The organism is Cupriavidus consociatus, assembly GCF_017814975.1.
GTDB classification, from domain to species: Bacteria; Pseudomonadota; Gammaproteobacteria; order Burkholderiales; family Burkholderiaceae; genus Cupriavidus; species Cupriavidus consociatus.
The window spans coordinates 13572-39398 of the sequence record NZ_JAGIQA010000033.1 but is presented as its reverse complement, the minus strand read 5'-3'; the positions used below and the strand labels follow the sequence as shown (position 1 = coordinate 39398).

General features: G+C 64.5%; 18 protein-coding genes. 4 read left to right on the top strand and 14 right to left on the bottom strand.

Going from position 1 to position 25827, the window contains the following annotated elements; all coding sequences use genetic code 11:
- Window positions 1-51: 51 nt before the first annotated feature.
- The 4 genes from J8I82_RS31745 to J8I82_RS31730 all read left to right on the top strand — a co-directional run bounded on the left by J8I82_RS31745 (window position 52) and on the right by J8I82_RS31730 (window position 5132).
- Complete coding sequence (locus J8I82_RS31745; RefSeq protein ID WP_209763561.1) at window positions 52-1506, top strand: biotin carboxylase; 1455 nt, start codon at window positions 52-54, stop codon at window positions 1504-1506.
- 26 nt (window positions 1507-1532) lie between these two features.
- Entirely contained in the window at window positions 1533-2597 is a 1065-nt protein-coding gene (locus J8I82_RS31740) for a C45 family autoproteolytic acyltransferase/hydrolase (protein ID WP_209763560.1), read from the top strand.
- Window positions 2598-2829: 232 nt separating this feature from the next.
- A complete protein-coding gene (locus J8I82_RS31735) occupies window positions 2830-4143 on the top strand; it encodes a dicarboxylate/amino acid:cation symporter (RefSeq protein ID WP_209763559.1) in 1314 nt (437 codons plus the stop codon).
- Between the two features lie 56 nt (window positions 4144-4199).
- Entirely contained in the window at window positions 4200-5132 is a 933-nt protein-coding gene (locus J8I82_RS31730) for an amino acid ABC transporter substrate-binding protein (protein WP_431831599.1), read from the top strand.
- 286 nt (window positions 5133-5418) lie between these two features.
- On the opposite strand, the gene J8I82_RS31725 is transcribed toward J8I82_RS31730, so the two are convergent.
- The 14 genes from J8I82_RS31725 to J8I82_RS31660 form a co-directional block, all read right to left on the bottom strand.
- Window positions 5419-6660: a polyhydroxyalkanoate depolymerase gene (locus J8I82_RS31725; RefSeq protein ID WP_209763557.1), complete on the bottom strand. Its 1242-nt coding sequence runs from the start codon at window positions 6658-6660 to the stop codon at window positions 5419-5421.
- Between the two features lie 167 nt (window positions 6661-6827).
- Window positions 6828-8186, bottom strand: a complete 1359-nt coding sequence (locus J8I82_RS31720; protein WP_209763555.1) for a sigma-54-dependent transcriptional regulator — start codon at window positions 8184-8186, stop codon at window positions 6828-6830.
- The gene (locus tag J8I82_RS31715) at window positions 8183-9955 is read right to left on the bottom strand and encodes an ATP-binding protein (protein ID WP_209763554.1); all 1773 of its coding nucleotides are present in this window, start codon (window positions 9953-9955) and stop codon (window positions 8183-8185) included. Before J8I82_RS31715 ends, J8I82_RS31720 begins: the two co-directional genes overlap by 4 nt.
- A 192-nt stretch (window positions 9956-10147) precedes the next feature.
- Window positions 10148-11152 carry a cytochrome d ubiquinol oxidase subunit II gene (locus tag J8I82_RS31710; protein ID WP_431831598.1) on the bottom strand — a complete coding sequence of 335 codons (1005 nt, stop codon included), beginning with the start codon at window positions 11150-11152 and terminating at the stop codon, window positions 10148-10150.
- The gene (locus J8I82_RS31705; protein WP_209763552.1) at window positions 11149-12552 is read right to left on the bottom strand and encodes a cytochrome ubiquinol oxidase subunit I; all 1404 of its coding nucleotides are present in this window, start codon (window positions 12550-12552) and stop codon (window positions 11149-11151) included. Before J8I82_RS31705 ends, J8I82_RS31710 begins: the two co-directional genes overlap by 4 nt.
- A gap of 87 nt (window positions 12553-12639) precedes the next feature.
- Window positions 12640-13308, bottom strand: coding sequence for a DUF6781 family protein (locus J8I82_RS31700; RefSeq protein ID WP_209763550.1), 669 nt, complete (start codon window positions 13306-13308; stop codon window positions 12640-12642).
- A gap of 71 nt (window positions 13309-13379) precedes the next feature.
- A complete protein-coding gene (phbB, locus tag J8I82_RS31695; RefSeq protein WP_209763548.1) occupies window positions 13380-14126 on the bottom strand; it encodes an acetoacetyl-CoA reductase in 747 nt (248 codons plus the stop codon).
- Between the two features lie 50 nt (window positions 14127-14176).
- A complete protein-coding gene (locus J8I82_RS31690; RefSeq protein WP_209763546.1) occupies window positions 14177-15352 on the bottom strand; it encodes an acetyl-CoA C-acetyltransferase in 1176 nt (391 codons plus the stop codon).
- Between the two features lie 44 nt (window positions 15353-15396).
- On the bottom strand, window positions 15397-17112 hold the full coding sequence (locus J8I82_RS31685) for a PHA/PHB synthase family protein (protein WP_245180343.1): 1716 nt from the start codon (window positions 17110-17112) through the stop codon (window positions 15397-15399).
- Between the two features lie 43 nt (window positions 17113-17155).
- The gene (locus tag J8I82_RS31680) at window positions 17156-18514 is read right to left on the bottom strand and encodes an NAD(P)/FAD-dependent oxidoreductase (protein ID WP_209763544.1); all 1359 of its coding nucleotides are present in this window, start codon (window positions 18512-18514) and stop codon (window positions 17156-17158) included.
- Window positions 18515-18525: 11 nt separating this feature from the next.
- Window positions 18526-19878: a dicarboxylate/amino acid:cation symporter gene (locus J8I82_RS31675; protein ID WP_209763542.1), complete on the bottom strand. Its 1353-nt coding sequence runs from the start codon at window positions 19876-19878 to the stop codon at window positions 18526-18528.
- A gap of 156 nt (window positions 19879-20034) precedes the next feature.
- On the bottom strand, window positions 20035-22329 hold the full coding sequence (locus J8I82_RS31670) for an NADP-dependent malic enzyme (protein WP_209763540.1): 2295 nt from the start codon (window positions 22327-22329) through the stop codon (window positions 20035-20037).
- A gap of 145 nt (window positions 22330-22474) precedes the next feature.
- The gene (gene lpdA / locus J8I82_RS31665; RefSeq protein ID WP_209763539.1) at window positions 22475-24217 is read right to left on the bottom strand and encodes a dihydrolipoyl dehydrogenase; all 1743 of its coding nucleotides are present in this window, start codon (window positions 24215-24217) and stop codon (window positions 22475-22477) included.
- A 13-nt stretch (window positions 24218-24230) separates the two neighbouring features.
- The gene (locus tag J8I82_RS31660) at window positions 24231-25814 is read right to left on the bottom strand and encodes a dihydrolipoyllysine-residue acetyltransferase (protein ID WP_209763538.1); all 1584 of its coding nucleotides are present in this window, start codon (window positions 25812-25814) and stop codon (window positions 24231-24233) included.
- Between the last annotated feature and the right edge of the window lie 13 nt (window positions 25815-25827).

The window sequence follows — 25827 nt, the reverse complement described above, 5'->3', positions numbered from 1 at the left end:
CGCGGGATACCCGCGCCACGACGGCAAGAAATTCCTCAGGAGAAAGCCGCGATGCAGAAAGTCCGTAACGTCTCAGATCTCCGCGTGTTGTTCCATCGGAACGAAAAGCCGATCTACTTTATCAGCGCCACCAACTTCAATCTCCTGGGCATCGATCAGTGGGTGAACCGCTTCAAGTATGTGAACTACATCGATTGCTTCGATGGGCGCCATCCCAATGTGTTTGTGCCGCCGGAACGTCCCCACGAAGAGTTCACATCGATCGAAGACATCAACAATTACCTGCTCCAGCATAAGGATGTGGTCGACATGATCGAGCAGCGAGGAGGACATCCCGCCGCCACCTTCCTGATGTTTGACGAGAGGACCGAGGAGCTTGCCGACGAACTGGGGCTCGACGTCTGGTTCCCGCCTGCGGCGCTGCGCAGCCGCTGCGACAACAAGATGGAGACCGTCCGTATCGGCAACAAGGCTGGAGTCCATTCCGTGCCCAATGCACTGGAGAAGGTCGACAGCTACCAGCACCTGATGCAGATCGCTGAGCGCCACGGGCTTGGCAGGGATCTTGTGGTGCAAAGCGCGTTCGGGGATTCCGGCCATACCACGTTCTTTATTTCCAGCGAAGACGATTTCAACCAGCATAAGGATGACATCGTCAATGACCCGGAAGTGAAGATCATGAAGCGCATCAACTGCCGCGGCGCCACGCTGGAAGCCTGTGCGACCCAGTCCGGCACCCTGGTAGGTCCGCTGCTGACCGAGATCGTGGGCGCGCGCGAGCTGACGCCGTACAAGGGCGGGTGGTGCGGCAATGAGATCTTCCCCGGCGCGTTCTCGGAAGAGGTCAGGATGAAGGCGCGCGACATGGCTTTCCGCTTCGGCAACCAGTTGCTGGAGGAAGGATATCGCGGCTACTTCGACCTGGATTTCCTGATCGATGTGGATACCGGGGAAGTCTATCTCGGCGAGCTCAATCCCCGTATCTGCGGCGCCAGCCCGATGACCAATCATGCTGCCTTTGCCTATGCGGACGCACCGCTGTTCCTGTTCCACCTGCTTGAATTCTCGGGCGTGCCGTTCGACCTGAACGTGCGCGAACTCAATGAGCGCTGGGCCGAGAAGTCATTTATCGACGGCTGGTCGCAGCTCGTGATCAAGTACACCGAGGACAACGTCGATGTGGTGACCCACGCGCCGCCCTCGGGCATCTATCGCATGGCTGCCGACGGATCGGTGTCCTACCATCGTTTCGATTCCAATCGGCGCGAGATCGAGACGGAAAGGGAAGCGTTCTTCCTGCGTATCACCGGGCCGGGCGACTATCGTTATGAAGGTGCCGATCTCGGCATCCTGATTACGCGAGGTCGCTCGATGAATGATGAGTTCAGGCTCAACGAGCGCGCCCACCACTGGATCCGCGGCATCAAGCAATACTATGGGGCCAAGCCGCTGGTGTCCGCCCAAGCGGAACTGGCGCCGCAGCCCGGTGCATTCAAGATCCTGTAAGTCCAGTCACGCGAGGGCAAGACGACATGCGTTGTACTTTCGAAGCAATCAGCGAGGACTTGCCCGGGCAGCGATGGCAGAACATCTTCCGGCAGTTCTGGCCCGGATACCGGCAATGGTATCTGCGCGATGGCGAGCGCGCGCGGCCCGGCTTCCTGATGTGTCGCCGGGCCCTGCGCGATCATATGCCGGAACTGGTGCCGACCTGGGAGCGGTTGGTCGATCTCGCCGGCGGCGGCGACCTGGAGGCGCGCTTCCTGTCGATGTGGGGGCCGCCGCCTTATATCGCCGGTTGTTCCCAGGCGGTGTGGCTGCCACTGCCAGGCAACCACGTAGCGGGCGCGACGCCGGCGCTGCTGCGCAACTACGACTTCGCTCCGGCCTTGCTGGAGGGCGTCTGGCTTGCGTCACGATGGCACGGCCGGCGGGTGGTGGCGGTTGGCGATTGCCTGTGGGGCGCGCTGGACGGCATCAACGAGAGCGGCCTTGCCGCATCGCTGTCGTTTGGAGGCCGCAAGACAGTTGGCCATGGATTCGGCATTCCGCTGGTGCTGCGCTATGTGCTGGAGTTTGCGGAGGACGTCGACGCCGCGGTGGGAATGCTATCGCGCATCCCTGTCCATATGAGCTATACCGTGAGCCTGCTTGACCGCAGCGCACAGTGGGCAACCGTGTTCGTCACGCCGGACCGGCCGGTGGAAGTGGTGCGCAAGCAGGCAGTGAGCAACCTGCAGCACGGGGTCGAATGGCCTGCGCATGCGAAGGCAACGCTGGCGGAGGTCCGGGAGGAGGCGCTGGCCGCGGCGGTGCGGCAGGCGGATGACTCCAGGGCAGTGCTGCACGCACTGTTGCGGCCGCCGCTGTTCCAGACCGCTTACGGGCGCGGACATGGCACTTTGTATAGCGCCGTCTATCATCCCTGCGACGGGTCGGTCGAAATGGTATGGCCGGATGCCACCTGGCGACAGTCGTGCAGCCACTTCGTGCCGGGCGCCAGGATGATCGAGTTCGATGTGGAGAGTTCCGCGCTGCCGTACACCGCGGTGCCGGCGCGCCGCTGGGTACTTGATGACGTAGGCAGTTTCCAGTAGGGACTGATGCGGTAGCCGCGAACAAAAAGCAAATCGACAAGCAGATCGAATTCCGTTGAAGCGCAAGGCAGCAGGGCATCGCCAGCCCGCTTGCCCCAGCCGCATTTTTTCTGTCACGCCCGCCGGTAACAGGGTGCGATGCCATTCGGATCGCGCCCCGGGGGGATATCGCCTGAAATTCCGAAATGACTGCTTCGGATAGCAGGCTGGAGAGAGACTCCAAGGAGGAGCCATGAAGAAAAAACGTCCAATCACCACCTACATCATCATTGCGATGATCCTCGGTGTCATCGTCGGTTACAGCTGCCACCGCGCGTTCCCGGATCCCGCGACCGCGAAGCAGATCGCAGGCTATATCTCGATCTTTACCGATGTCTTCCTGCGGCTGATCAAGATGATCATTGCGCCGCTGGTGTTCTCCACGCTGGTGGTAGGCATTGCTCACATGGGCGATGCAAGCACGGTGGGACGTGTCGGCGTCAAGGCGCTCGGCTGGTTCATCGTGGCCTCGTTCATCTCGCTCTCCCTCGGGCTGATCCTGGCGTCGGTGCTGCAGCCAGGCGTCAATATCGGCCTGCCGCTGCCGGAGGTGGGAGCCGCCACCAATCTGAAGACCAATGCCTTTACGCTCAAGGATTTCATCACGCACTTGGTGCCGAAATCCGTGGCCGAGGCGATGGCAACCAATGAAATCCTGCAGATCGTCGTGTTCTCGATCTTCTTTGGCACTGCGCTTTCGACCCTCGGTGAAACCGGGAGGCGGCTGGCTGGCGTGATCGATGACCTGGCGCAGACGATGCTCAAGATCACCGGCGCGGTGATGTGGATGGCGCCCCTCGCGGTGTTTGCGGCCATCGCCTCCACCGTCACCACGCAGGGGCTGGGCATCCTGCTGACCTTCGCCAAGTTCATGGGCAGCTTCTACCTTGGCCTCGCAGTGCTGTGGGGGCTGCTGGTGCTGGCCGGGATGTTCTTCCTTGGCAAGCGGGTATTCACGCTGATCCGGCTGATCCGCGAGCCCTTCCTGCTTTCGTTCTCCACGGCGAGTTCGGAGGCCGCCTATCCCAAGATGCTCGACGCCCTGGACCGGTTCGGCGTCGGCAGGAAGATTTCCAGCTTCGTGCTGCCGATGGGCTATTCGTTCAACCTCGATGGCACCATGATGTACTGCACGTTTGCCGTGCTGTTCATTGCGCAAGCTTATGACATCCATCTGCCGGTCAGCACCCAGATCACCATGTTGCTGCTGCTGATGCTGACCTCCAAGGGCATGGCAGGCGTTCCGCGCGCCTCGCTGGTGGTGATTGCCGCGACGCTGAACCAGTTTGGCATTCCTGAAGCGGGGCTGCTGCTGATCATGGGCGTGGACCAGTTCCTCGACATGGGACGCTCGGCGACCAATGCCGTAGGCAATTCGATCGCCGCTGCGGTCGTGGCGAAATGGGAAGGGCAGCTCGCACCGGAATCCGACCTGGAGCACGATGGCCCGAGCCGCGCGCCGCAAGCCGGCGTCCAACTCGGAAATTCAGGCACCGCCCGGGTATGACCGGGCGCCCGCAGGGACTATGCTGTCATTGCGCGAATGATCAATGAGGAGGGCCAATGCTCTTGAATCCATCCCCCCTGCATAGCCTGCGTCGCTATGCCGTGAACTGCGCCCTGATGGCGTTGTGCGCGATGCTCTCCGCCGCCCAGGCGTCCGCACAGCAGCCGGGGGAACTCTCCGGCGCGCTGAAGAAGGCAAAGGAAGGCGGCAGCCTGACGATCGGCTACCGGGAATCGTCCTTGCCGTTCTCCTATCTCGGCAGGTCCGGCAACCCCATCGGATACTCCATCGATATCTGCCGTGCCATCGTGGAGGCCGCGGCCGCCGAGGTGGGCCGCGAGGTGAGTATCCAATGGCTGCCGGTGACCTCCGAGACCCGCTTTGACGCCGTCACGTCGGGCAAGGTCGACCTGGAATGCGGCTCGACGACGCGTAATGCAGAGCGCATGCAACGTGTGGCATTCTCCCCCGTGATCTTTGTTGCCGGGACCAAGCTGATGGTGCCGAGGAACTCGCCGATCAATACATTGCGCGACCTGAAAGGGAAACACGTCGTGGCCACTGGCGGCACCACGAACGTGGCGGCGCTGGAACGGCTGTCCGAGCGCTTCGACCTGCAACTGAAGATCATCCGGGCGCGCGAGCATGCCGACGCATTCCGGGTCTTGCAGCAGGGTGGCGCGGATGCCTATGCGGGAGACGACGTACTGCTGCATGGCCTGCTCAGCGGCAGTCCGGAGCGCGGCAAGTTCAGGGTGACCTCCGATTTTCTCTCCTACGATCCGTACGGGATCATGTATCGCAAAGGTGATCCGCAGTTCGCAGCTGTGGTGGAGAGGACATTGCGTGAGCTGGCGGCGTCGCGCGAGTTGGAACGCCTGTATAGGCAGTGGTTCGTGATGAAGCTGCCCACTGGCGAGCGGCTCGGCTTGCCCATGAGCGCGCAGCTCGAGGAGTTGATTCGCGCCATGCCGGAACGGGCGGAATAGCCTGGTGAACAACCGTGACAGAAGGACGGAGCCTCGCCTCCGTCCTTCTGCTTTGTGCCCGACAACAGGCAGTGCTATATGGATAATGCCGTTCAAATATGATTTGAACAGCGTCCGTCATTCCAGCGAAGGCGGGAATTCAGCGTCTTTCACGTCCCTTCGGGATAAGTCACTCGGTTGCCGCCTTCGCCAGGACGACAATGCTTATTTGAACTGCAGTAGTGCTAGAAGGAGTGCCTTATCACCATAGTGGCAACGCGGCATTCCCGGATCCTGATCCAGGCTTTCACCCATGGCTGGCGATAAAGGCGCGTAGCTGCGGGTAGATCTCCTCGCGCCAGCGGCGGCCGGAGAAGATGCCATAGTGGCCGCACCCGGCGGCGGTGATATGCTGCTTGCGCGTGCCGGGAATGCCCGAACACAGGTCGTGTGCCGCAGCGGTCTGGCCTGCCCCGGTGATGTCGTCCAGTTCGCCTTCGATGGTCAGCAGCGCGGCCTCTCTGATGTCCTGCGGCCGCACTTTTTTGCCTGCTATCTCCCAGCTACCCCTGGCCAGCCGGAACTCCTGGAACACGTCACGAATCGTATCAAGGTAATACTCTGCGGCCATGTCGAGCACGGCGTTGTACTCATCGTAGAAGCGCTCGTGTGCCGCCGCGTCGTCCAGATCTCCATCTACAAGATTGCGGTAATAGTTGTAGTGCGCCGACAGGTGCCGGTCGGGGTTCGTTGCCACGAAGCCGGCGTGCTGCAGGAACCCCGGATAAACCTTGCGGCCATGCCCTGGATAGTTGGCCGGCACGGTATGGATGACGTTGTGTTCAAACCATTCGAATGACTTGTCGGTCGCCAGCGCGTTCACCGCGGTGGGGCTGCGGCGCGCGTCGATCGGTCCACCCATCATCGTCATCGTCCGCGGTGTGGTCTCGCCGGCCGATGCCTGCAATGCAATTGCCGCCAGCACGGGTACGGCAGGCTGGCAGACGGAAATGACATGCAGGTTGTCCGCGCCGATGTGGCGGATGAATTCCTGGATGTAATGGACATAGTCCGCGAGGTGGAAGGTGCCGTCTTCTACCGGCACCATGCGGGCATCGACCCAGTCTGTCACGTAGACCTTGTGGTGCTGCAGCAGTGTCCGGACGGTGTCGCGCAGCAGCGTGGCATGGTGGCCGGACAACGGTGCGCAGACCAGCACCACCGGGTCGTTCTTGAGCCGCTGGATGGCAGTTGCATCATCGGCGTAGCGCTTGAAGCGCAGCAATCGGCAGAAGGGCTTCTCGACAATGACCTGTTCCACGACAGGAACTTCCCGCCCGTGGCATTGCACCGACCTGATGTCGAAAGCCGGCTTCTTGTAGTCCTTGCCGAGGCGGTACAGCAACTCGTAGCCGGCAGCCAGCCTGTTGGCACCGGGCGTCAGTGAGAGCGGGCTGAGCGGATTGGTAAAGGTCCGCGACGATGCCTGAGCCAGGGCAGTAAGGGGCAGCAGCATCGCGCTCTTGAGTTCGTGGAGTTGGTAAAGCATGAGAAATACCCTGTGGAAATGACCTGAAACGACGGGTCTGAACAGCGGGCCTGCGCCGGGCCTGCGGGATGAGCGCGAACGCGTGTATGCATCGGGCCGACGAGCCCGCGATCACGCGCATTCGCAGTTTGGATCGGCGGCATCAGCCGGTGGCTCATGCACGGCGATCACTCTTCCGACTGCTCCTTGTCATAGCCGATATGGAGCCGGCGGAGCTTGGAGTACAACGTCTGCTTGGGGATGGAAAGCGCTTTCGCGGTAGCGGCGACGTCGAAGTTGTGGCGCTTCATTTCTTCCATGACAACGACACGTTCGAACTGTTCGAGTTGGTCGGGAAGGCTATGGCACCGTTCGCCGTGGCTGTGGTGCAGGTCGAAGTCGTCGGACAGCAGCCCGAGCACGAAGCGGTCTGCCACGTTGCGCAGTTCGCGCACGTTGCCGGGCCATGAATGGGATAGCAGCAGGTCGAACTGGGCACTCTCGAGCACGGGCGCCGGACGGCCAAAGCGCGTCGCCGCCTGCAAGATAAGATGCTCGAACAGCAGCGGGATATCTTCACGGCGCTCACGCAATGGTGGCAGGTCGATGAAGGCGACGCCGATGCGATAGTACAGGTCGGCGCGAAATTTCTTTTGCTCGCTGAGGAGCTTCAGATCTTCTTTGCTGGCGGCGATCACGCGGCAATCGACCTGGATGGGCTCGTTCGATCCCACGCGCTCGATAGAGCGCTCCTGCAGCGCGCGCAGGAATTTGACCTGTACCGATAGTGGCATGCTCTCGATTTCATCGAGGAACAGCGTCCCGCCTTGGGCGTGCTCAAACTTGCCGCAGCGTCGGCGTGTGGCGCCGGTAAACGATCCCACCTCGTGCCCGAACAGTTCGCTTTCGGCCAGCGACTCGGGCAGGCCGCCGCAGTTCGACGGCACAAAATTGGCGGCGCGCCGTGCGCTGTGGTCGTGCAGGCAGCGCGCGACGAGATCCTTGCCCGTCCCGGTCTCGCCGTAGATCACCACGTCGGCAGGCGCATCGGCGAGCGCGCGGACCGCCCGACGCACGCGCTCCATCTGGGCGGAACGGCCGATCAGGCACGCCTGGATGCCGCGCCAGCCCTCCAGTTGCTCGCGCAGGCCCCGCACCTCCAGGCTCAGCTTGCGCCGGTCGGCAGCCCGCCTGACCACGGACACCAGATGGTCGGATGAGCACGGCTTCTCGATAAAGTCGTAGGCTCCCTGGCGCATGGCCCGCACGGCCATGGAGATGTCGCCATGGCCGGTCATCAGGATGACGGGCAGGTCGGCGTCAACGCCCTGAAGCTCGCTCAGCCAGGACACGCCGGTCATGCCCGGCAGCCTGACGTCGCATACCACTACGGCAGGCACACCCAGGCTGACGCTGGCGCGCGCCTGCTCTACGGAGGCGAACCCGTCGACAGTGAAGCCAGCGAGTTCGAGCGCCTGCGAACTGCCGATCAGCACATCCTCTTCGTCCTCGACGAAAATTACGCGGATGGGATGGGTGTCGCTCATTGATGTTCCCCTTGGGTCGGCGGCGCAAGCGGTAGTTCGACGACGAATTCGGCGCCCCCAGGCGCCAGGTTTTTGGCATACAGGCGGCCACCGAACTCGCGCACGATATGCGCCGAGATCATCAGGCCGAGTCCGAGACCCTTGCCGGCGGGCTTGGTCGTCACGAACGGCTCGAACAGCCGCGGCAGCACGTCCGGATGAATGCCTGGTCCCGAGTCGCGGATGGTTAGTACGCATTGGCCTTCGCATTGGGCCAGGCCGATTTCCAGTTTTCGCACGGCGGCACCCGACAATGCATCGGCGGCGTTGCCCAGCAGGTTGACCAGGACCTGTTCCAGCCGGGGCTCGTCGGCCAGGACGCAAAAATCGTCGTTCGTTGCCGCGACGTCGACGTTGATATCGAGCTCGCGCAAGCGGGCGGTCACCACAAACAACGCGTCCTGGATCACCTGGCGCACCGCGACCGGCCGCAGGGGCGCCTGGGTCTTGTGGGCAAAGGCCTTGAGCTGCTGGGTGAGTCGGGCCACGCGCCCGATCAGGTTGGCGATGCGGCGCAGGTTGCCTGCGGCATCGCCGAGTCGCCCTTGGTCCAGTAGCACTGCGGCGTTGTCAGACAGCGTGCGCATCGCCGCCAGGGGTTGGTTCAGCTCATGCACGATCCCGGCGGACATTTGTCCCAGTGCAGCCAGTTTGCCGGCGTGGACGAGGTCGTTCTGCAGCGCCCGCAACTCGGCGGTCCGTTCAAGCACCTTGCCCTCCAGGCTGTCGTGCGCCTCACGCAGCGCGCGCTGCGCCGCCATTTGCTGCTGGGCGGCTCGCCGGCGCTGTGCTACCACCAGGATCAGCAAAAAAAACACCATGCCGGCCAGCAGCGCGCCGATGGCGGCGTTGCGGGCGAGGGTGCGCGCCGGCAGTTCGTCGTCCAGCAGCACGATTCGCCACAGGCCGTGGTTGACTGTGCGTTCGGACGCAAGGTACTCCACGCTGTCCAGGCGTACGCGGGTGGTATGCTGGTCCAACCGGGAGCGGACCTGCCAGTCCAGCGGCATCAGGTCCGACTTGCCATAGGTGCGCGCGCGTGCGGCCTCGGCCAGCATGGCTGCCGTCAACGGCGCCAGCGGACGCAATCTCCACTGCGGCAGCGAGGCCAGGATCACGACGTCGCGGGCGTCCACCACAAGTACTTTGCCCGGGATCTGGACCCAGTTCCGTTCCACTGCGTCAAGGTTGACCTTGACGGTGGCGACGCCGCGCTGCACGCCGTCCTGCCGCAGGGCAAAGGCGAGGTAGTAGCCGGGGCGTCCGGAAGTAAACCCCACGCCGTAGAAGCGACCCTGCCCGTGTTCCAGCGCATCCCGCATATACGGGCGGAACGACAGATCCGCGCCTACCGGCGTACCCGGCTGGTTCCAGTCTGCGGCGGCAAGGGTCATGCCGGAGCGCTGTGTGACGTACAGGTTGTCGGCACCTGCGGTCGCGGTGATGCCTTGCAGGTAGCGGCTGACGTGCTGCTTGAGCGACGCGTCGTCGGGCCGGGAAAGCAATTCGAAGACATCCGTGGTGGACTCAAGTAGCGAGGGCAGGTAATCGAAGCGGGACAGTTCGCCGTCCAGTCGCGCGGCGACGACATCTAGCCGATGTTGGCCGGCGACGCGCAACTGCTCGAGGCCGGCGCGCAACGCCATGGCATAGGCGAGCCACACGGACAGCGCGATCGCCGCCAATGCCATGCCGCCCCAGATGCCTATGCGCATACGGTCACGATGCATGTCGCGTGCCCTTTCTCCGCGGTTATTGGACTCGCCGGATAGTGCATTCCCGAAGTTGGGGTCGATGAATGCCTGTTCGTTCTGACGCAAGTCAGGATGTTGCAGTGTACTGCCGGATTCCAGCCAGCCGGCCCCCGGGTAATAACCCGGGCCACTATCATGCGTTGTGTGGCGGTGCAGCATCATGGGTGCCTAAGCGTAGCGGAGTGCGCGCGTCTTGCCACGGAACACGCGGTAGGAGAACACGGTGTAGCCCGCGATGGCCGGTACCGAGATACAAACGCCAGCCAGGATGACTCGCAGGGCCTCCGGACTGCTGGCGGCTTGCCAGATCGTCAGGCGGTGGATCACGACGAAGGGGAAGATGCTGTAGGCCAGGCCGAGGAAGCTGAGCACAAAGACGGCGATCAGCAACACGAAGGGGAGCCAGGCGACCGGCCCACGCACCAACCGGGTGTTCAGGAGCAGGCGCACTGCCATCAGCATGATGCCGGTCGCCATCGGGATGGCAAGCAAGGCAATGATCTGGGGCAGTACGAACCAGCGTTCCCGGACGACGGCGCTGATCCATGGCGTCGCCACGGAGATCAGGGCAAGCCCGCATGCCATCGGCGCCCATGCGGTCTTCGCCCACTGCACGGCGCGCTGCTGCAACTCGCCTTCGGTCTTCATGATGAGCCAGCACGCGCCAAGCAGCACATAGGCCATCGGCAGCGCGGCTGCGATCGCGGCCGCGAACAGAGGGTAGTTCCAACCGTTGCCAAAACCACTGATGTAGCGGCCCAGCATCCAGCCCTGTGCAACGGAGGCCATGGTAGAACCCGCGAAAAATAATCTGTCCCATGTCGGCTTGCGCGCGCTCTTCACCTTGACCCGGAAATCGAAGGCTACGCCGCGCAGGATCAGACCGACCAGCATTAGCGTGACTGGCAGGTAGAGCTCCGTCAAGATCAATCCGTGCGCCTTGGGGAAAGCCACTAGCAGGATCCCGACGCCCAGCACCAGCCAGGTTTCGTTAGCGTCCCAGAACGGGCCGATCGAGGCCACCATCACATCCTTTTCGGCGGGCGTGGCCCGGTGCATCAGCATGCCGACGCCGAGGTCATAGCCGTCGCTGATCACATAGGCCAGCATGGCCAGGCCCATCAGCGCCATGAAGATGACGGGCAGGGCATCGTCGAAACGCATCCAGCTCATGATGTGCTCCCGGTCGGCAAGATCCGCGGCGGTATCGCACCAGACGGTATGGAGGGCTGCTGGGCAGGGTCGCTGGCAGGCGTTTCCTCCGGCTTTTCCGCCAGGTACTTCAGCACGCTGACATAGGCGACGATCAGCGCGAGGTAGACGCTGACGAACAGCGACAGCGTCAGGGCGATATGCGGGGCCGGCACGCTCGATGCCACGTCGGCAGTGCGCACCAGTCCATGGACGATGAAGGGCTGGCGTCCGACTTCCGTGACATACCAGCCGGCGACCGTGGCAATCCAGCCGGAGAATGTCATGCCTGCAAGCCCCCACAGCAGTGCGCGCGGCAGGTGTTGGGGCTGCCAGCCAGCGCGGCGGTACAGCCACCAGCCGAGCCAGCTCGCCGCCAGCATCAGCACGCCCACGCCGACCATCACACGGAACGCGAAGAACATCGGCAGCACGGGCGGATGGGCGTCGCGGAAGGTGTTCAAGCCGCGAATCTCGCCGTCGAGGCGATGCGTCAGGATCAGGCTGGCGAGCTTCGGGACCCCGACCGAAGCATGGTTGGTCCGCAGCGTCTCGTCGGGTATTGCGAAGAGCAGCAAGGGCGCACCGCGCTCAGTGTCCCAGACGCCCTCCATTGCCGCGATCTTCTGCGGCTGGTGCCGGAGGGTGTTCAGGCCATGCATGTCTCCGACAGCAATCTGCAGCGGAATGGCGGCGGCGGCGAGCGTCAGCCCGACGCGCAGCACCCTGGGGGCGGACAGCTGCCCGGTGCCCTTGAGCAATTGCCAGGCACTCAGGCCGGCGAGCAGGAAGGCGCAGGTCAGTGCGGATGCCAGCAGCATGTGGGCAAGGCGGTAAGGGAAGGAGGGATTGAAGATGACTTCGGCCCAGCTCTTGACGTGGAACTCCCCATTGACGATCTCGTAGCCCTGCGGGGTCTGCATCCAGGAGTTCAGGGCCAGGATCCAGAAGGCGCTTAGCGTGGTGCCGAACGCGACGAAGAAGGTCGACATCAGGTGGACGCGCTCGCTCACCTTGCCGTGCCCGAACAGCATCACGCCGAGGAAGCCGGCTTCGAGGAAGAACGCCGTCAGCACCTCATACGCGAGCAGGGGGCCGGCGATATTGCCCACCGTTTCCATGAACCCCGGCCAGTTGGTGCCAAACTGGAAACTCATGGTGATGCCGCTGACGACGCCAAGCGCAAACGTCAGGGCAAACACCTTGGTCCAGAAGCGATAGGCGTTCAGCCACGCCTGGCGGACCACTGGCTTGGCGCTGGCAAGATAGCGCCAGCGGAAGAACAGCAGCAGCCAGCCCATACCAATGCTAATGGTCGGGAACAGGATGTGAAAGGTGATGTTGGCCGCGAACTGCATGCGTGCCAGCAGGATGGGATCCATGTGTCCGGGTCTCCTCCGTCGAGATAGATGGGACGCTGCGCGACAGCGCAGCGTCCGTTTGCCGCGTATGGCACGACGACACCACCGTCAGGGTTTGCGCGGAGCCGCATCCCCGTTCAGGCCATTCGACATACCGATCAGCACGCCGGTGACCAGGGTGGTGTAGTGCTGCAGCCAGGCCTCGGTGGTGCTTTGCCCGAGCGCACGGCCCTCGCGCGCCATGGCGCGGGCCTGGCTGGTCAGTTGCTCGATGACCGCGGCGGCACTGGCGCCGGTCGCGCTGCCCTTGAGCTTCATGCCCTCCAGCACGGATGACCATGGCCCCTGGACCGTTTGCGCCGCTTCGCCGATCGTCTTGCCCAGGGTGGAAAACAGCAGGTCTTCCATCTTCTCGATGTCGGACAATGCCTTCTTCACGTGTGCCTCGCGCAGTTGCGCGCCCTGGTCGACGATCTGCTGCAGCGCGCGGCGATTCGCTTCCACCGCCTGCACCAGGGCGTCGTCCAGGCCCTGGACCGTCCCGGCCAGGATGGATTCAAGGTCGGGTCCCGCCAGGCCGCTCCTGGCCGCCCCGGCCGAAGCGGCCTGGGTGATGCTTTTCAGGACGTCCTGAATGCTGTGTACCGTCAGGTCACGACCCTGCAATGCCTTGAGGGTCGCCTCCTGTACCGCCTGGCGCAGGGACTCGCCCTGTTGCGCCGAAGCCTGCTCAAACTGCCGGATCAGCGCCTCGTGGTCGATCACCATCTTGTTCATCTTCGTCTCCTGCCAGTCTCGTCGCGTCTCATCGCGTCTTGTCGAATAGCTGCCATCGCCGCTCCGCTGGCTCACTGCATGTGCTGTCCGCCGTTGATGGCGATATTGGCGCCGGTCACGAAGGCCGCCTCGTCCGAGGCCAGGTAGATGATCAGGCCTGCCACTTCTTCCGGCTTGCCCAGGCGGCCCACCGGGATCTGCGGCAGGATCTTCGTGTTCAGGATCTCATCGGGAATGGCGGTGACCATCTTGGTGCCGATATAGCCCGGCGAGATGGTGTTGACGGTGACGCCTTTCCTTGCCACCTCCAACGCCAGCGCCTTGGTGAAGCCGTGGACCCCGGCCTTCGCCGCCGAGTAGTTGGTCTGGCCGAAGGCGCCCTTCGAGCCGTTGACCGACGACACGTTGACGATGCGGCCCCAGCCGCGCTCGACCATCCCATCGGCAACCTGCTTGCTCATGTTGAACAGGCTGTCCAGGTTGGTGCGCAGCACGGCGTCCCAGTTCACCTTGTCCATCTTCTTGAAGGTCATGTCGCGCGTGATGCCGGCATTGTTGATGAGGATGTCGATGGGGCCGGCCTGCTCCGCCACCGCGGCCACGGCTTGCACGCACGAGTCGATATCGGCCACGTCGCAGGGCACGGCCAGGATGTCATGCCCGCGCGCCTTCATTTGCTGCACCCACTCGCCGTGGTTCTTGTTGCCCGGCGAATAGGTCACCGCCACCCTGTAGCCAGCCTCGGCCATCTTGGTGGAAATGGTTTCTCCCAGGCCGCCCATGCCCCCGGTGATCAAGACTACGCGTTGCTGGTTCATTGCTGTGTTCTCCAATGGAATCGATGGAATGAAGGCCGTACTGATGCGGATCAGCGCTCGATCGCCAGCGCCACGCCCATGCCGCCGCCGATGCAGAGCGAGGCCAGCCCGCGTCTGGCGTCGCGGCGGATCATTTCGTGGATCAGGGTGACCAGGATGCGGCAGCCGGACGCGCCGATCGGATGGCCGATGGCAATGGCGCCGCCGTTGACGTTGATCTTGCGTGTGTCCCAATCCATCTCCTGATTGACCGCGCAGGCCTGTGCCGCAAACGCCTCGTTGATCTCCATCAGGTCCAGGTCGTTGACACTCCAGCCTGCCTTCTGCAGGCAACGCCGGGAGGCCGGCACCGGGCCCATGCCCATGATGCTGGGGTCGAGCCCGGCCGACGCGTGGGCGGCGATGCGGGCCATCGGCGCCAGCCCCAGCTCGCGCGCCCTGGCAGCCGACATCAGCAGGACAGCTGCCGCGCCGTCGTTCAGCCCCGAGGCGTTGCCGGCCGTGACGGTGCCCGCCTTGTCGAAGGCCGGCCTCAGCCCAGACAAGGCTTCGGCCGTTGTCCCGTGCTTGATGAACTCGTCGCTGTCGAAGATCACCGTGCCTTTCTTCGAGACGATCGAGACCGGGACGATCTCGTCCTTGAACTTGCCGGTCTTCTGCGCGATCTCTGCCTTTTGCTGCGAGGCGGCCGCGAACTCGTCCTGCCGGGCGCGCGAGATGTTGTATGCCTTCGCCACGTTCTCGGCTGTGGTGCCCATGTGGTACTGGTTGAAGGCGTCCCACAGGCCATCGACGATCATGGTGTCGGTCAGTTTCCAGTCGCCCATACGCTGGCCGTCGCGTGACCCCACTAGCACGTGCGGCGCGGCACTCATGTTCTCCTGGCCGCCGGCGATGACGATGTCCGCGTCGCCGCATTGGATGGCCTGGGCGCCCAGGTGGACCGCCTTCAGGCCGGACCCGCACACCTTGCCGACGGTCATGGCGGGCACGCCGACGGGCAGCCCCGCCTTGATGCCGGCCTGACGGGCGGGGTTCTGCCCGTTGCTCGCGGTCAGCACCTGGCCAAGCAGTACTTCGTCGACCAGCTCGGGTTGCAGTCCGCTGCGCTCGAGCAGCGCCCTGATCACGGTAGCGCCCAGCTCGGGCGCCGCGACCTTGGCCAGCGATCCGCCAAACTTGCCGACGGCAGTTCGGGCAGCGGCAACGATAACGACATCTTCCATACGATTCTCCTGCGTGAAAAAATTGAGGGACTGACGTACAGCCACTAGCTGGCTGTTTCTTTGACATAGCGGCCGGGCGCCGGCTCGATCACCGCGTAGGCGGCGCTGCCCAGCGAGCGCCGCGCAGCGGTTTCCGGTCCGGCATGCTGCGCGAGCCATTCCGACCAGGCAGGCCACCAGCTGCCTTCGACGCATTCGGCGCCGTCCAGCCAGCGTTGCGCACTGCTGTTGTTTTGGCCGATCCAGTAGTGGCGTTTGCGTCTGGCAGGCGGATTGACCACGCCGGCGATGTGACCGCTGGCGCCCAGCACGAAGGTCGTCGGCCCACCGAGCAGGCGGGTGGTGGCAAAGGCGCTGCCCCAGGGCACGATGTGGTCGTCGTGCGAAGCGTAGAGGAAGGCGGGCACACTGACGCGGGAGAAATCCACCGCCTCTCCACACTGCACGGTGCCGCCGGGCACGCGCAGGCGGTTCTCGAGATAGGCGTTGCGCAAGTACCAGCAATACATCGGGCCGGGCAGGTTGGTGTCGTCGCAGTTCCATGACAGCAGGTCGAAGGCCGGGGGCGCCGTTCCCTTGAGGTAGCTGTTGACGGCATAGGGCCAGATCAGGTCGTTGGCGCGCAATGCCGCGAACACGTGGGCCAGCTCGCGCCCGCGCAGCAGGCCGCCGCGGCCGATGGTCGCCTCGCGCACGGCGACCATGGCCTCGTTGACGAGCAGGCCGATCTCACCGGTGTCGTGGAAATCCAGCATCGTCGTGAGGAGCGTGACGCTTGCCACGTGGTCTTCGCCGCGCGCCGCAGCTACCGCCAGCGCGCAGGCCAGCAACGTGCCGCCGACGCAAAAGCCGAGCGTGTTGACGCGATCTGCCCGACTGATCTCCCGCGCCGCGTCGATCGCGCGCAGAACGCCCTGTTCGAGATAGTCGTCCCACGTCAGGTGGCCCTGCGCGTCGGAGACATTGCGCCACGACACCAGGAAGACCGTGTGCCCCTGCGCCACGGCATGGGCGACGAACGAGTTCTCCGGCTGCAGGTCGAGGATGTAGAACTTGTTGATACAGGGTGGCACGATCAGCAGCGGCCGCTTGTGAACCTTCTCCGTGACGGGCGAGTATTGGATAAGCTGCATCAGCGCGTTTTCGAACACCACGCCGCCCGGCGTGATGCCAACGTTGCGGCCGACCTCGAAGGCCTGGTCGTCGGCCATCGAGACACGGCCCTTGGCCAGGTCCTGCAGGAACAGCCGCATGCCTTCCACCAGGCTTGCGCCACCGGAATCCACCGCGAGCTGCAGCGCTTCCGGATTCGTGGCCAGGCAGTTGGCGGGGCTGAGCGCGTCCAGCACCTGGCGCAGTGCGAACTGCCACTGCGCCTTGGTTTGCGCATCGGCGGGCGCTTCATCAATGGCATCGCGCAGCCGCGCCGCGTAGCTCTGGTAGTGGCGCACCACCAGTTCGCAACGCGGGTCGTCGCGCCATGCCTGTGCGGCAAAGCGGCGGTCCTGTGTGCTGGCGCGATCGGCATGATCAGCGGCATCGGAAGCACCCGCCGGCGGCCAGAACGCCGCCATCTGCCTGAGTGCCTGGTTCCGCCACGCGCAAAGGGTGCGTGCCGCAGACAGCAGCGATACCGGCGCCAGCGCGGCATCCTGCGGGGCGGGGGCCGGTTCGACGCCGAACGTGCGCAGCATGGCCTGTTGTGCGCTGAACAGCTCGGTGATCCAGCGGCTGGGGTCGGGCGTAGGAGTAGTGGTCATGGAGTCGAGCGTGTGGGTGCAAAGGTTGGCGAGGGCGCAGCGGTCAATGCAGCTTCACGTGCGGTTCCGTACGCCGGACGATCGAGCGCGCCAGCGTGTCGAGCGCGACTTTCGTGAAGCCATGCAACGCCAGTTCATGCATCTTGTAGAGCGAGAGATACATCAGCCGCGCGAACATGCCCTCGATCATCAGGCTGCCGCCGATCAGTCCGCCCATCATGTTCCCCACGGTGCTGAACTCGCCCAGCGACACCAGCGAGCCGAAGTCGCGGTACTTGTAGGCGGCGAGCGGCTTTCCCGCCATGCGCCGACGTATCTGCTTCACCATGTGCGAAGCCTGCTGGTGTGCCGCCTGCGCGCGCGGCGGCACCAGCCCGCCCTTGCCCTGGCTGGCTCCGGGCCAGCTGCATGCCGCGCAGTCGCCGATCGCGAAAATGTTCGGGTCGCGGCTGGTCTGCAGGGTCGGCTGGACGACCAGCTGGTTGACGCGGTTGGTCTCCAGGCCGGCGATCTCCTTGAGGAAGTCGGGGGCCTTGACACCGGCCGCCCACACCACCAGTTCTGCCGGCAGCGCACGGCCATCGCCCAGGCGCACGCCGTTGGGCAATACCTGCGCGACCTTTGCATCGGTCAGCACGTCCACGCCGAGTTTGCGCAGCAGATCTTCCGTCGCCTTCGACAGCCGCTCCGGCAAGGCCGGCAGCACGCGTGGCGCGGCCTCGATCAGCGTGACCCGGATGTCCTTGTCGGCGTCGACGCGGTCCAGGCCGAAGGCCACCACCTCGCGGGTGGTGCGATGCAGCTCCGCAGCCAGTTCCACTCCCGTGGCGCCGGCGCCGATGATAGCGACATGCAGTTGCTGAGGCAGCAGGGGCGTGGCCTGCGCATGCGCACGGATGCAGGCGTTGACCATGCGCGAGTGAAAGCGCAGGGCGTCTGCCGGGCATTCCAGCCGCATGGCGTGCTCATACACCCCCGGCGTGCCAAAGTCATTGCTCTGGCTGCCGACGGCGATGACCAGCGTGTCGTAGGCAAAGCTGCGCTGCGGCGTGATCTGCTGGCCTTCGTGGTCCACATAGGGGGCCACCAGCACCTCGCGGCGTTCGCGATCAAGGCCCACCATTTCGCCGACGCGGTAGCGGAAGTGGTGCCAGTGCGATTGCGCCAGGTAACCCACCTCATGTGCGCTCATATCCATGCTGCCGGCGGCGATCTCGTGCAGCTTGGGTTTCCACACATGGGTGCGGTTTTTCTCGATCAGGGTGATTTCGGCTTGTCGGCGCCGGCCGAGCGTGTCGCCCAGCCGGGTAGCCAACTCAAGCCCGCCCGCGCCGCCGCCGACGATGACGATGCGGTGCGGTACCTTCAGGGAGGCATCCGGACGATAGGTAGGTTGCTTCATCGCGCTTCCGCTCACCGGGGCAAGGTGGTGCTGGCAATCGGCATGTGGGCCGCGACCTGGTCGAGCACCACCTCCGGCTCGTCCGCCGCGGCGTCTGACTCGTTATCCAGCCTGCGGCGCATTTGCTCGACATCGAGGTCACCGGTCCATTTCGCCACCACCACCGTGGCCACGCCGTTGCCGATCAGGTTGGTCAGCGCGCGCGCCTCCGACATGAAGCGGTCGATGCCGAGGATCAGGGCGAGCCCTGCCACCGGAACATGCCCCACCGCCGAAAGCGTGGCCGCAAGCACAATGAAGCCACTCCCGGTTACGCCGGCGGCGCCCTTTGAGGTCAGCAGCAGCACGGCGAGCAGGGTGAGTTGCTGCGTCAGGCTCATGTCGGTGTTGGTCGCCTGGGCGATGAACACCGCCGCCATGGTCAGGTAGATGGAGGTGCCATCCAGGTTGAAGGAGTAGCCGGTCGGGACCACCAGTCCGACCACTGACTTGCGGGCACCCAGGTTTTCCAGCTTGGCCATCATCCGCGGCAGCACGGATTCGGAGGAAGACGTGCCCAGCACGATCAGCAGTTCTTCCTTGATGTACTTGATGAACTTCCAGACAGAGAAGCCATGCATCCGCGCGATCCCGCCAAGCACGACGAAGATGAACAGCAGGCAGGTAGCGTAGAAGGTCGCCATCAGCTGGCCAAGCTGCAGCAGCGAGCCCACGCCGTACTTGCCGATGGTGAAAGCCATGGCGCCAAAGGCGCCGATCGGCGCGACCTTCATGATGTAGCCGACGATGGTGAAGAGCACGTGGGAAAACTTCTCGATGAAGTCGAACACCAGCGTGCCGCGGCCGCCGAACCTGTGCAGCGCGAAGCCGAACATCACCGCGAACAGCAGCACCTGGAGGATCTCGCCCTTGGCGAAGGCATCCACCACCGTGTTCGGGATCACGTGCAGCAGGAAATCGACGGTGCCCTGCATCTTGCCGGGCTCGGTGTAGGCGGCGATGGCCTTCGTATCGAGGGTGGATACATCGACGTTCATGCCGGCGCCAGGCTTGACGATATTGATGATCAACAGGCCGACCACCAGCGCAATGCTGCTTACGATCTCGAAGTACAGCAGCGCCAGCCCGCCGGTTTTGCCGACCTTCTTCATGTCCTCCATGCCGGCGATGCCCACCACGACCGTGCAGAAGATGATCGGCGCAATGATCATCTTGATCAGCTTGATGAAGCCATCACCCAGCGGCTTCATCGCCGCGCCGGCCTGCGGATAGAAATGGCCGAGGATGACGCCGATGACAATGGCGGTGATGACCTGAAAGTAGAGGGTTCTGTAGAACGGCTTCGGGTGATTGTCTTTGTCCATGATTGTCTCCATTCTTGATTCGTGGTTGCCGTTAGCCCCTAGATGCCTGCCGCATGCGCCCGCTGGTCCGCGGTCAGCCCGAGCGCACCGGCGGGCCGCAGGCGGCAGGCGTGAATCCCATCTGCCCAGCCTGTTGGGCTAGGTCCCCGCAGGCGTTCAATCGAGTGCCCATCCCTGGGCGCGCTGCGCGTTGGCATCGACCGTCGCCACTGCCGTCATGTTGACGATGCGGCGAACGGTGGAGGACGACGTCAGGATATGCACGGGGCGCGCGGCGCCAAGCAGGATGCCGCCCACCGTGATGCCGCCGCCCGCGGCGATGCGCAACAGGTTGTAGGAGATGTTGGCGGCATCCACGTTGGGCATCACCAGCACGTTCGCCTCTTTTTCCAGGCCGGACTCGGGGAACTCGTGATCCAGGATCTGTTTGGACAGCGCAGCGTCGCCCCGCATCTCGCCCTCTACCGCCAGCGACGGCTCGCGTGCCTTCACCAGTGCCAGCGCCTCACGCATCTTGAGCGCGGCGGGATCGCCGGAGCCGCCAAAGTTGGAGTGCGAGAGCAGCGCCACGCTGGGCGTGATGCCGAAGCGCCGGACTGCATCGGCGGCCAGCAGGGTGATGTCGGCGATTTGCTGTGCCGTCGGGTCGAGGTTCACGTGCGTGTCGCAAATGAACAGCTGGCGTCCGGGCAGCATCAACATCTGCATGGCAGCCAGCGTCGGGCTGCCCGGCTTCATGCCGATGGTGTCGCGCACATAGGTGAGGTGATCCTGGAAGCGGCCCACGGCGCCGCACAGCATGGCATCGGCGCTGCCTTGCCGCACCAGCATCGCGCCCAGCAGCGTGCCGCGGCTGCGCAGCTCCGTCTGCGCCAGCGCGCGCGACACGCCGTTACGCTTGCTCAACTGGTGGTACGCCTCGGCGGCATCGCGGTAGATCTCGGGGTCCTGCGGGTCGACGCATTCGCAATCCACGCCGGGCTGCAGGCGCAGGCCGAACTGCGCGATGCGCGCCACGATCACGTCCGGTCGGCCCACCAGCAACGGGCGCGCGATGCCCTCGTCGATGACAATCTGTGCCGCGCGGAGCACGCGCTCATTCTCGCCTTCGGCATAGAGCACGCGCTTCGGTGCGCGCTTGGCGGCGGCGAACACTGGCTGCATGGCGCTGCGCGACTGGTAGACAAACTGGCAAAGCCGCTGCCGATACGCGTCCATGTCCGCGATCGGGCGCGTTGCCACACCGCTGTCCATTGCCGCCTTGGCCACGGCCGGCGCCACCGCCTCGATCAGGCGGGGGTCGAATGGCTTGGGGATGAGGTACTCGGCGCCGAAGCGCAGGCCCACTGCGCCGTACGCCTGCGCGACCAGCTCGGGAATTTCCGCATGCGCGAGCTCGGCGATCGCGCGCACGGCGGCGAGCTTCATCTCTTCGTTGATGGTCGTGGCACCGACGTCCAACGCCCCGCGGAAGATGAACGGGAAGCAAAGCACGTTGTTGACCTGGTTCGGGTAGTCGGAACGGCCGGTACCGAGGATGGCATCGGGCCGCACCGCCAGCGCATCCTCCGGCGCGATCTCGGGCGTGGGGTTAGCCATGGCCAGGATGATGGGATCGCGGGCCATGGTCTTGACCATCTCGGGTTTGAGCACGCCGCCCGCCGACAGCCCGAGGAAGATATCGGCATCGCCGATGATGTCCGCCAACGTGCGCGCCGAGGTGTCCTGCGCGTAGCGCGCCTTGTTCGGGTCCATCTGCTCCTTGCGGCCGAGATAGACTACGCCGTTGCTGTCGGACACGAACACTTTGCTCATCGGCAGGCCCAGGCTGACGATCAGGTCCAGGCAGGCGAGGGCGGCGGCGCCCGCGCCGGAGGCAACCAGCTTGACCTCGCTGATATCCTTGCCGACGTGCTTGAGCGCGTTGAGGATGGCCGCGGCAGCGACAATGGCGGTGCCGTGCTGGTCATCATGGAAGACCGGGATCTTCATGCGCTCGCGCAGCTTCTGCTCGATATAGAAGCACTCGGGCGCCTTGATGTCTTCCAGGTTGATGCCGCCGAAGGTGGGTTCCATGCGCGCGATGGTCTCGATCAGCGCATCTGGGTCGTTCTCCGCCAGTTCGATATCGAACACGTCGATGCCCGCGAACTTCTTGAACAGGCAGCCCTTGCCCTCCATCACCGGCTTGCCGGCGAGGGGCCCGATATTGCCCAGGCCCAGCACGGCGGTGCCGTTGGTGATCACGGCAACCAGGTTCGCGCGCGAGGTAAGGTTCATCGCCTCGGCCGGGTCGCGCACAATTTCCATGCAGGCGTCGGCCACGCCGGGAGAATAGGCCAGCGCCAGGTCGCGCTGGGTGGCCATGGCCTTGGTGGGGGTCACCGAGATTTTGCCCGGCGTGGGGTAGCGGTGGTAGTCGAGCGCGGCTTCGCGAAGGTTGTCGGTCATGGTTGTCTCTGTGGCTCTGTGTGGCTCTGTGTGGCTCTGTGTGGCTCTGTATGGCTCTGTCGGGGGCACCGGGCCGGCGCCAGACGTTCTTGTGCTTTTGGGGATGCGGGCACGCGACGCAATGGCTGCGCCGCGCGCCTGTCGCCTATTTCTTCTTCATGGGCGGCAGATCGGTGCAGTGGCCCGCGAAGACCTCGGCGGCCATGCCAATCGATTCACCCAGGGTCGGATGCGGGTGGATGGTCTTGCCCACGTCGGTAGGCTCGCAGCCCATTTCCACGGCCAGGCAGATCTCGCCGATCAGGTCGCCGGCATGCGTGCCGACGATGCCTCCGCCGATTACGCGATGCGTGGCTTCGTCGACCAGCAGCTTGGTGAAGCCCTCGTCGCGGCCATTGGCGATGGCCCGGCCGGACGCGGCCCACGGGAACACGGCCTTGCTGAACTGGATGCCTTCGGCCTTGCACTGATCTTCGGTCTTGCCGGCCCACGCCACCTCCGGGTCGGTGTAAGCCACCGACGGGATCTGGCGCGCATCGAAGAACGCGGGCTCGCCGTGGGCGGCTTCGGCAGCCACATGCGCTTCGTGCACCGCCTTGTGCGCCAGCATCGGCTGGCCGACGATGTCGCCGATCGCGTGGATATGCGCGACGTTGGTCCGCATCTGCCGGTCGACCTCGATGAAGCCGCGCTCGGTGACGGCCACGCCGGCCTTCTCCGCACCGATGGACTTGCCGTTGGGACTCCGGCCTACCGCCACCAGCACCACGTCGTAGACCTGCGGCGGCGGCGCTTCCTTGCCCTCGAAGCTGACCTCGATGCCGGCCGCCGTTGCCCTGGCGCCAACCGTTCTGGTCTTCAGCATGACCTGGTCGAAGCGGCGCGCGTTCTTCTTCTCCCAGACCTTGACCAGGTCGCGGTCGGCACCCTGCATCAGGCCGTCGAGCATTTCCACCACATCGATGCGCGTGCCCAGCGTGGAGTAGACCGTGGCCATCTCCAGGCCGATGATGCCGCCGCCCACCACCAGCATGCGTTTGGGAATCGACTTCAGCTGCAGGGCGCCGGTGGAGTCGACCACACGCTCATCGTCGGGCATGAAGGGCAGCTTCACAGCCTGGCTGCCGGCGGCGATGATCGCCTTGGCGAACCTGACGACGCGTTTGCCGCCATCGGCCGCCAGCACTTCGAGGTGGTGCGGGTCGAGAAAGCTGCCGACACCCGTCAAGACCTCGACCTTGCGGGCCTTGGCCATGCTGGCGAGGCCGCCGGTGAGCTTCCTGATGACGCCGTCCTTGAAGCCGCGCAGCTTGTCGAGATCCACCTCGGGCGCGCCGTACCGGATGCCGTGGTCGGGCAGTTGCGCCACCTCGTCCATCACCGCGGCCGTGTGCAGCAGTGCCTTGGAGGGGATGCAGCCGACGTTCAGGCACACCCCGCCAAGGGTGTCGTAGCGTTCGACCAGGACGGTCTTCATGCCCAGGTCCGCGCTGCGGAACGCGGCGGAATAACCGCCGGGGCCGGCGCCGAGCACCAGCATCTCGCACTCCAGGTCAGCCCGTCCGCCGTAGCTTGCCGCATTGGGTACCGGCGCGGCTGGCGCAGCCTTCTCCGCCACCGGTGCGGGCGCCGCCGGCGCAGCCACGGCTGCGGCCTCGACCACCAGGATCACCGAGCCCTCGCTGACCTTGTCGTTGACCTTGACCAGGATTTCCTTCACCGCGCCGGCATGCGTGGAGGGGATCTCCATCGAGGCCTTGTCGGATTCGACGGCGATCAGGCTGGTATCCACGGCGATGGTCTCGCCGGGCCTGACCATCACTTCGATTACCGTGACGTCCTTAAAATCGCCGATATCCGGCACCTTGACTTCGACACGTTGAGTCATTGCTGCACGCCCCTCAGAACAGCACACGCCGCAGATCGGCGAGCAGGTTGGCAAAATAGACGTTGAAGCGCGCCGCCGCGGCGCCGTCGATGACGCGGTGGTCCCACGACAACGACAGCGGGAGCGTCAGGCGCGAAGCCCAGGTCTTGCCGTCGCTGGAGTACTGCTTCCAGAAGCTCTTGCAGACCCCCATGATGGCTACCTCGGGCGCATTGATGATGGGCGTGAAGTGGAGGCCGCCGATGCCGCCGAGCGAGCTGATCGTGAAGGTGCCGCCCGACATCTGGTCGGGCTTGAGCTTGCCCTCGCGCGCCAGTCTGGCCAGTTCGCCCATCTCCCGCGCGATGTCGGGGATGGTCTTTTTGTCGACGTCGCGGATCACCGGCACCATCAGGCCGTTGGGCGTGTCGGCCGCGAAACCGATGTGGTAGTACTGTTTGAGCACCAGACTGTCGCCGTCCAGACTTGCGTTGAACTCGGGGAATGCCTTCAGCGTGGCCACTGCCGCTTTCATCATGAAGGGCAGCATGCTGATCTTGACGCCGCTCTTCTCCAGCTCCTTGTTCATCTGCACGCGGAACTGCTCCAGGTCCGTGATATCCGCCTCGTCATGTGTGGTGACGTGTGGGATCACCACCCAGTTGCGATGCAGGTTGGCGCCGGAGATCTTCTTGATGCGGCTCAGATCCTTACGCTCGACCGGGCCGAACTTCGCGAAATCAACCTTGGGCCATGGCAGCAGGTCCAGGCCGGTACCGCTGCCGGCGGGCGCGGAGGCGGGCTTGGTCGCGGGCACGGGCGCAGTCTGGCCACCAGTGCTGGCGAATGCCTCGACGTCGGCGCGCAGGATGCGGCCGTGCGCGCCGCTGCCGTGCACCTTGCCCAGGTCGACGCCGGACTCGCGGGCGAGCTTGCGTACTGCCGGCCCGGCGTAAGCCAGCCGGAAGGCGGCTTCGTCGACGCCGGACGGGGAGATATTCGAAGGTGCCGCCGGTGCCGGTGCGGCAAGCAGCGCCGGAGCGGCGGGGGCCGTGGCCGTGGCGGCGGCATCGTCGGTGGCAAGCGCCATGATGATGCTGCCTTCGCTGACGGTGTCTCCCAGCTTGACGCGGATCTCCCTGACCACGCCGCTCAGGGGCGCGGGCACGTCCATGGTGGCCTTGTCGGACTCCAGCGAGACCAGCGGGTCCTCTGCCTTCACGGTGTCGCCCACCTTGACGAAGATCTCGATCACCGGCACGTCCTTGAAGTCGCCGATGTCAGGGATGCGGATTTCGGCCAGCCCGGCAGGCGCGTTCACCGGTGAGGGCGGCGCGTTCACGCTGGGCTTGGCGGTGTCCGCCGGCACTACAGCGCCCATGCCCTCGAACTGCATCAGCAGGCTGCCCTCGCTGACGGCATCGCCCAGCTTGACGTGGATCTGCTTGACCACGCCGCCGTGCGGCGACGGCACATCCATGGTGGCCTTGTCGGATTCCAGCGAGACCAGGGGGTCCTCGGGGTTGACCAGGTCTCCCACTTTGACGAACAGCTCGATCACCGGTACGTCCTTGAAGTCGCCGATGTCGGGCACCTTGATATCAATGGCTTGGTTCATAGTCCTCAATCCT

Coding starts and splice junctions, on each gene's coding strand:
- J8I82_RS31745 (WP_209763561.1), top strand. CDS start 52: ATGCAGAAAGTCCGTAACGTCTCAGATCTCCGCGTGTTGTTCCATCGG.
- J8I82_RS31740 (WP_209763560.1), top strand. CDS start 1,533: ATGCGTTGTACTTTCGAAGCAATCAGCGAGGACTTGCCCGGGCAGCGA.
- J8I82_RS31735 (WP_209763559.1), top strand. CDS start 2,830: ATGAAGAAAAAACGTCCAATCACCACCTACATCATCATTGCGATGATC.
- J8I82_RS31730 (WP_431831599.1), top strand. CDS start 4,200: ATGCTCTTGAATCCATCCCCCCTGCATAGCCTGCGTCGCTATGCCGTG.
- J8I82_RS31725 (WP_209763557.1), bottom strand. CDS start 6,660: ATGCTTTACCAACTCCACGAACTCAAGAGCGCGATGCTGCTGCCCCTT.
- J8I82_RS31720 (WP_209763555.1), bottom strand. CDS start 8,186: ATGAGCGACACCCATCCCATCCGCGTAATTTTCGTCGAGGACGAAGAG.
- J8I82_RS31715 (WP_209763554.1), bottom strand. CDS start 9,955: ATGCATCGTGACCGTATGCGCATAGGCATCTGGGGCGGCATGGCATTG.
- J8I82_RS31710 (WP_431831598.1), bottom strand. CDS start 11,152: ATGAGCTGGATGCGTTTCGACGATGCCCTGCCCGTCATCTTCATGGCG.
- J8I82_RS31705 (WP_209763552.1), bottom strand. CDS start 12,552: ATGGATCCCATCCTGCTGGCACGCATGCAGTTCGCGGCCAACATCACC.
- J8I82_RS31700 (WP_209763550.1), bottom strand. CDS start 13,308: ATGAACAAGATGGTGATCGACCACGAGGCGCTGATCCGGCAGTTTGAG.
- phbB (WP_209763548.1), bottom strand. CDS start 14,126: ATGAACCAGCAACGCGTAGTCTTGATCACCGGGGGCATGGGCGGCCTG.
- J8I82_RS31690 (WP_209763546.1), bottom strand. CDS start 15,352: ATGGAAGATGTCGTTATCGTTGCCGCTGCCCGAACTGCCGTCGGCAAG.
- J8I82_RS31685 (WP_245180343.1), bottom strand. CDS start 17,112: ATGACCACTACTCCTACGCCCGACCCCAGCCGCTGGATCACCGAGCTG.
- J8I82_RS31680 (WP_209763544.1), bottom strand. CDS start 18,514: ATGAAGCAACCTACCTATCGTCCGGATGCCTCCCTGAAGGTACCGCAC.
- J8I82_RS31675 (WP_209763542.1), bottom strand. CDS start 19,878: ATGGACAAAGACAATCACCCGAAGCCGTTCTACAGAACCCTCTACTTT.
- J8I82_RS31670 (WP_209763540.1), bottom strand. CDS start 22,329: ATGACCGACAACCTTCGCGAAGCCGCGCTCGACTACCACCGCTACCCC.
- lpdA (WP_209763539.1), bottom strand. CDS start 24,217: ATGACTCAACGTGTCGAAGTCAAGGTGCCGGATATCGGCGATTTTAAG.
- J8I82_RS31660 (WP_209763538.1), bottom strand. CDS start 25,814: ATGAACCAAGCCATTGATATCAAGGTGCCCGACATCGGCGACTTCAAG.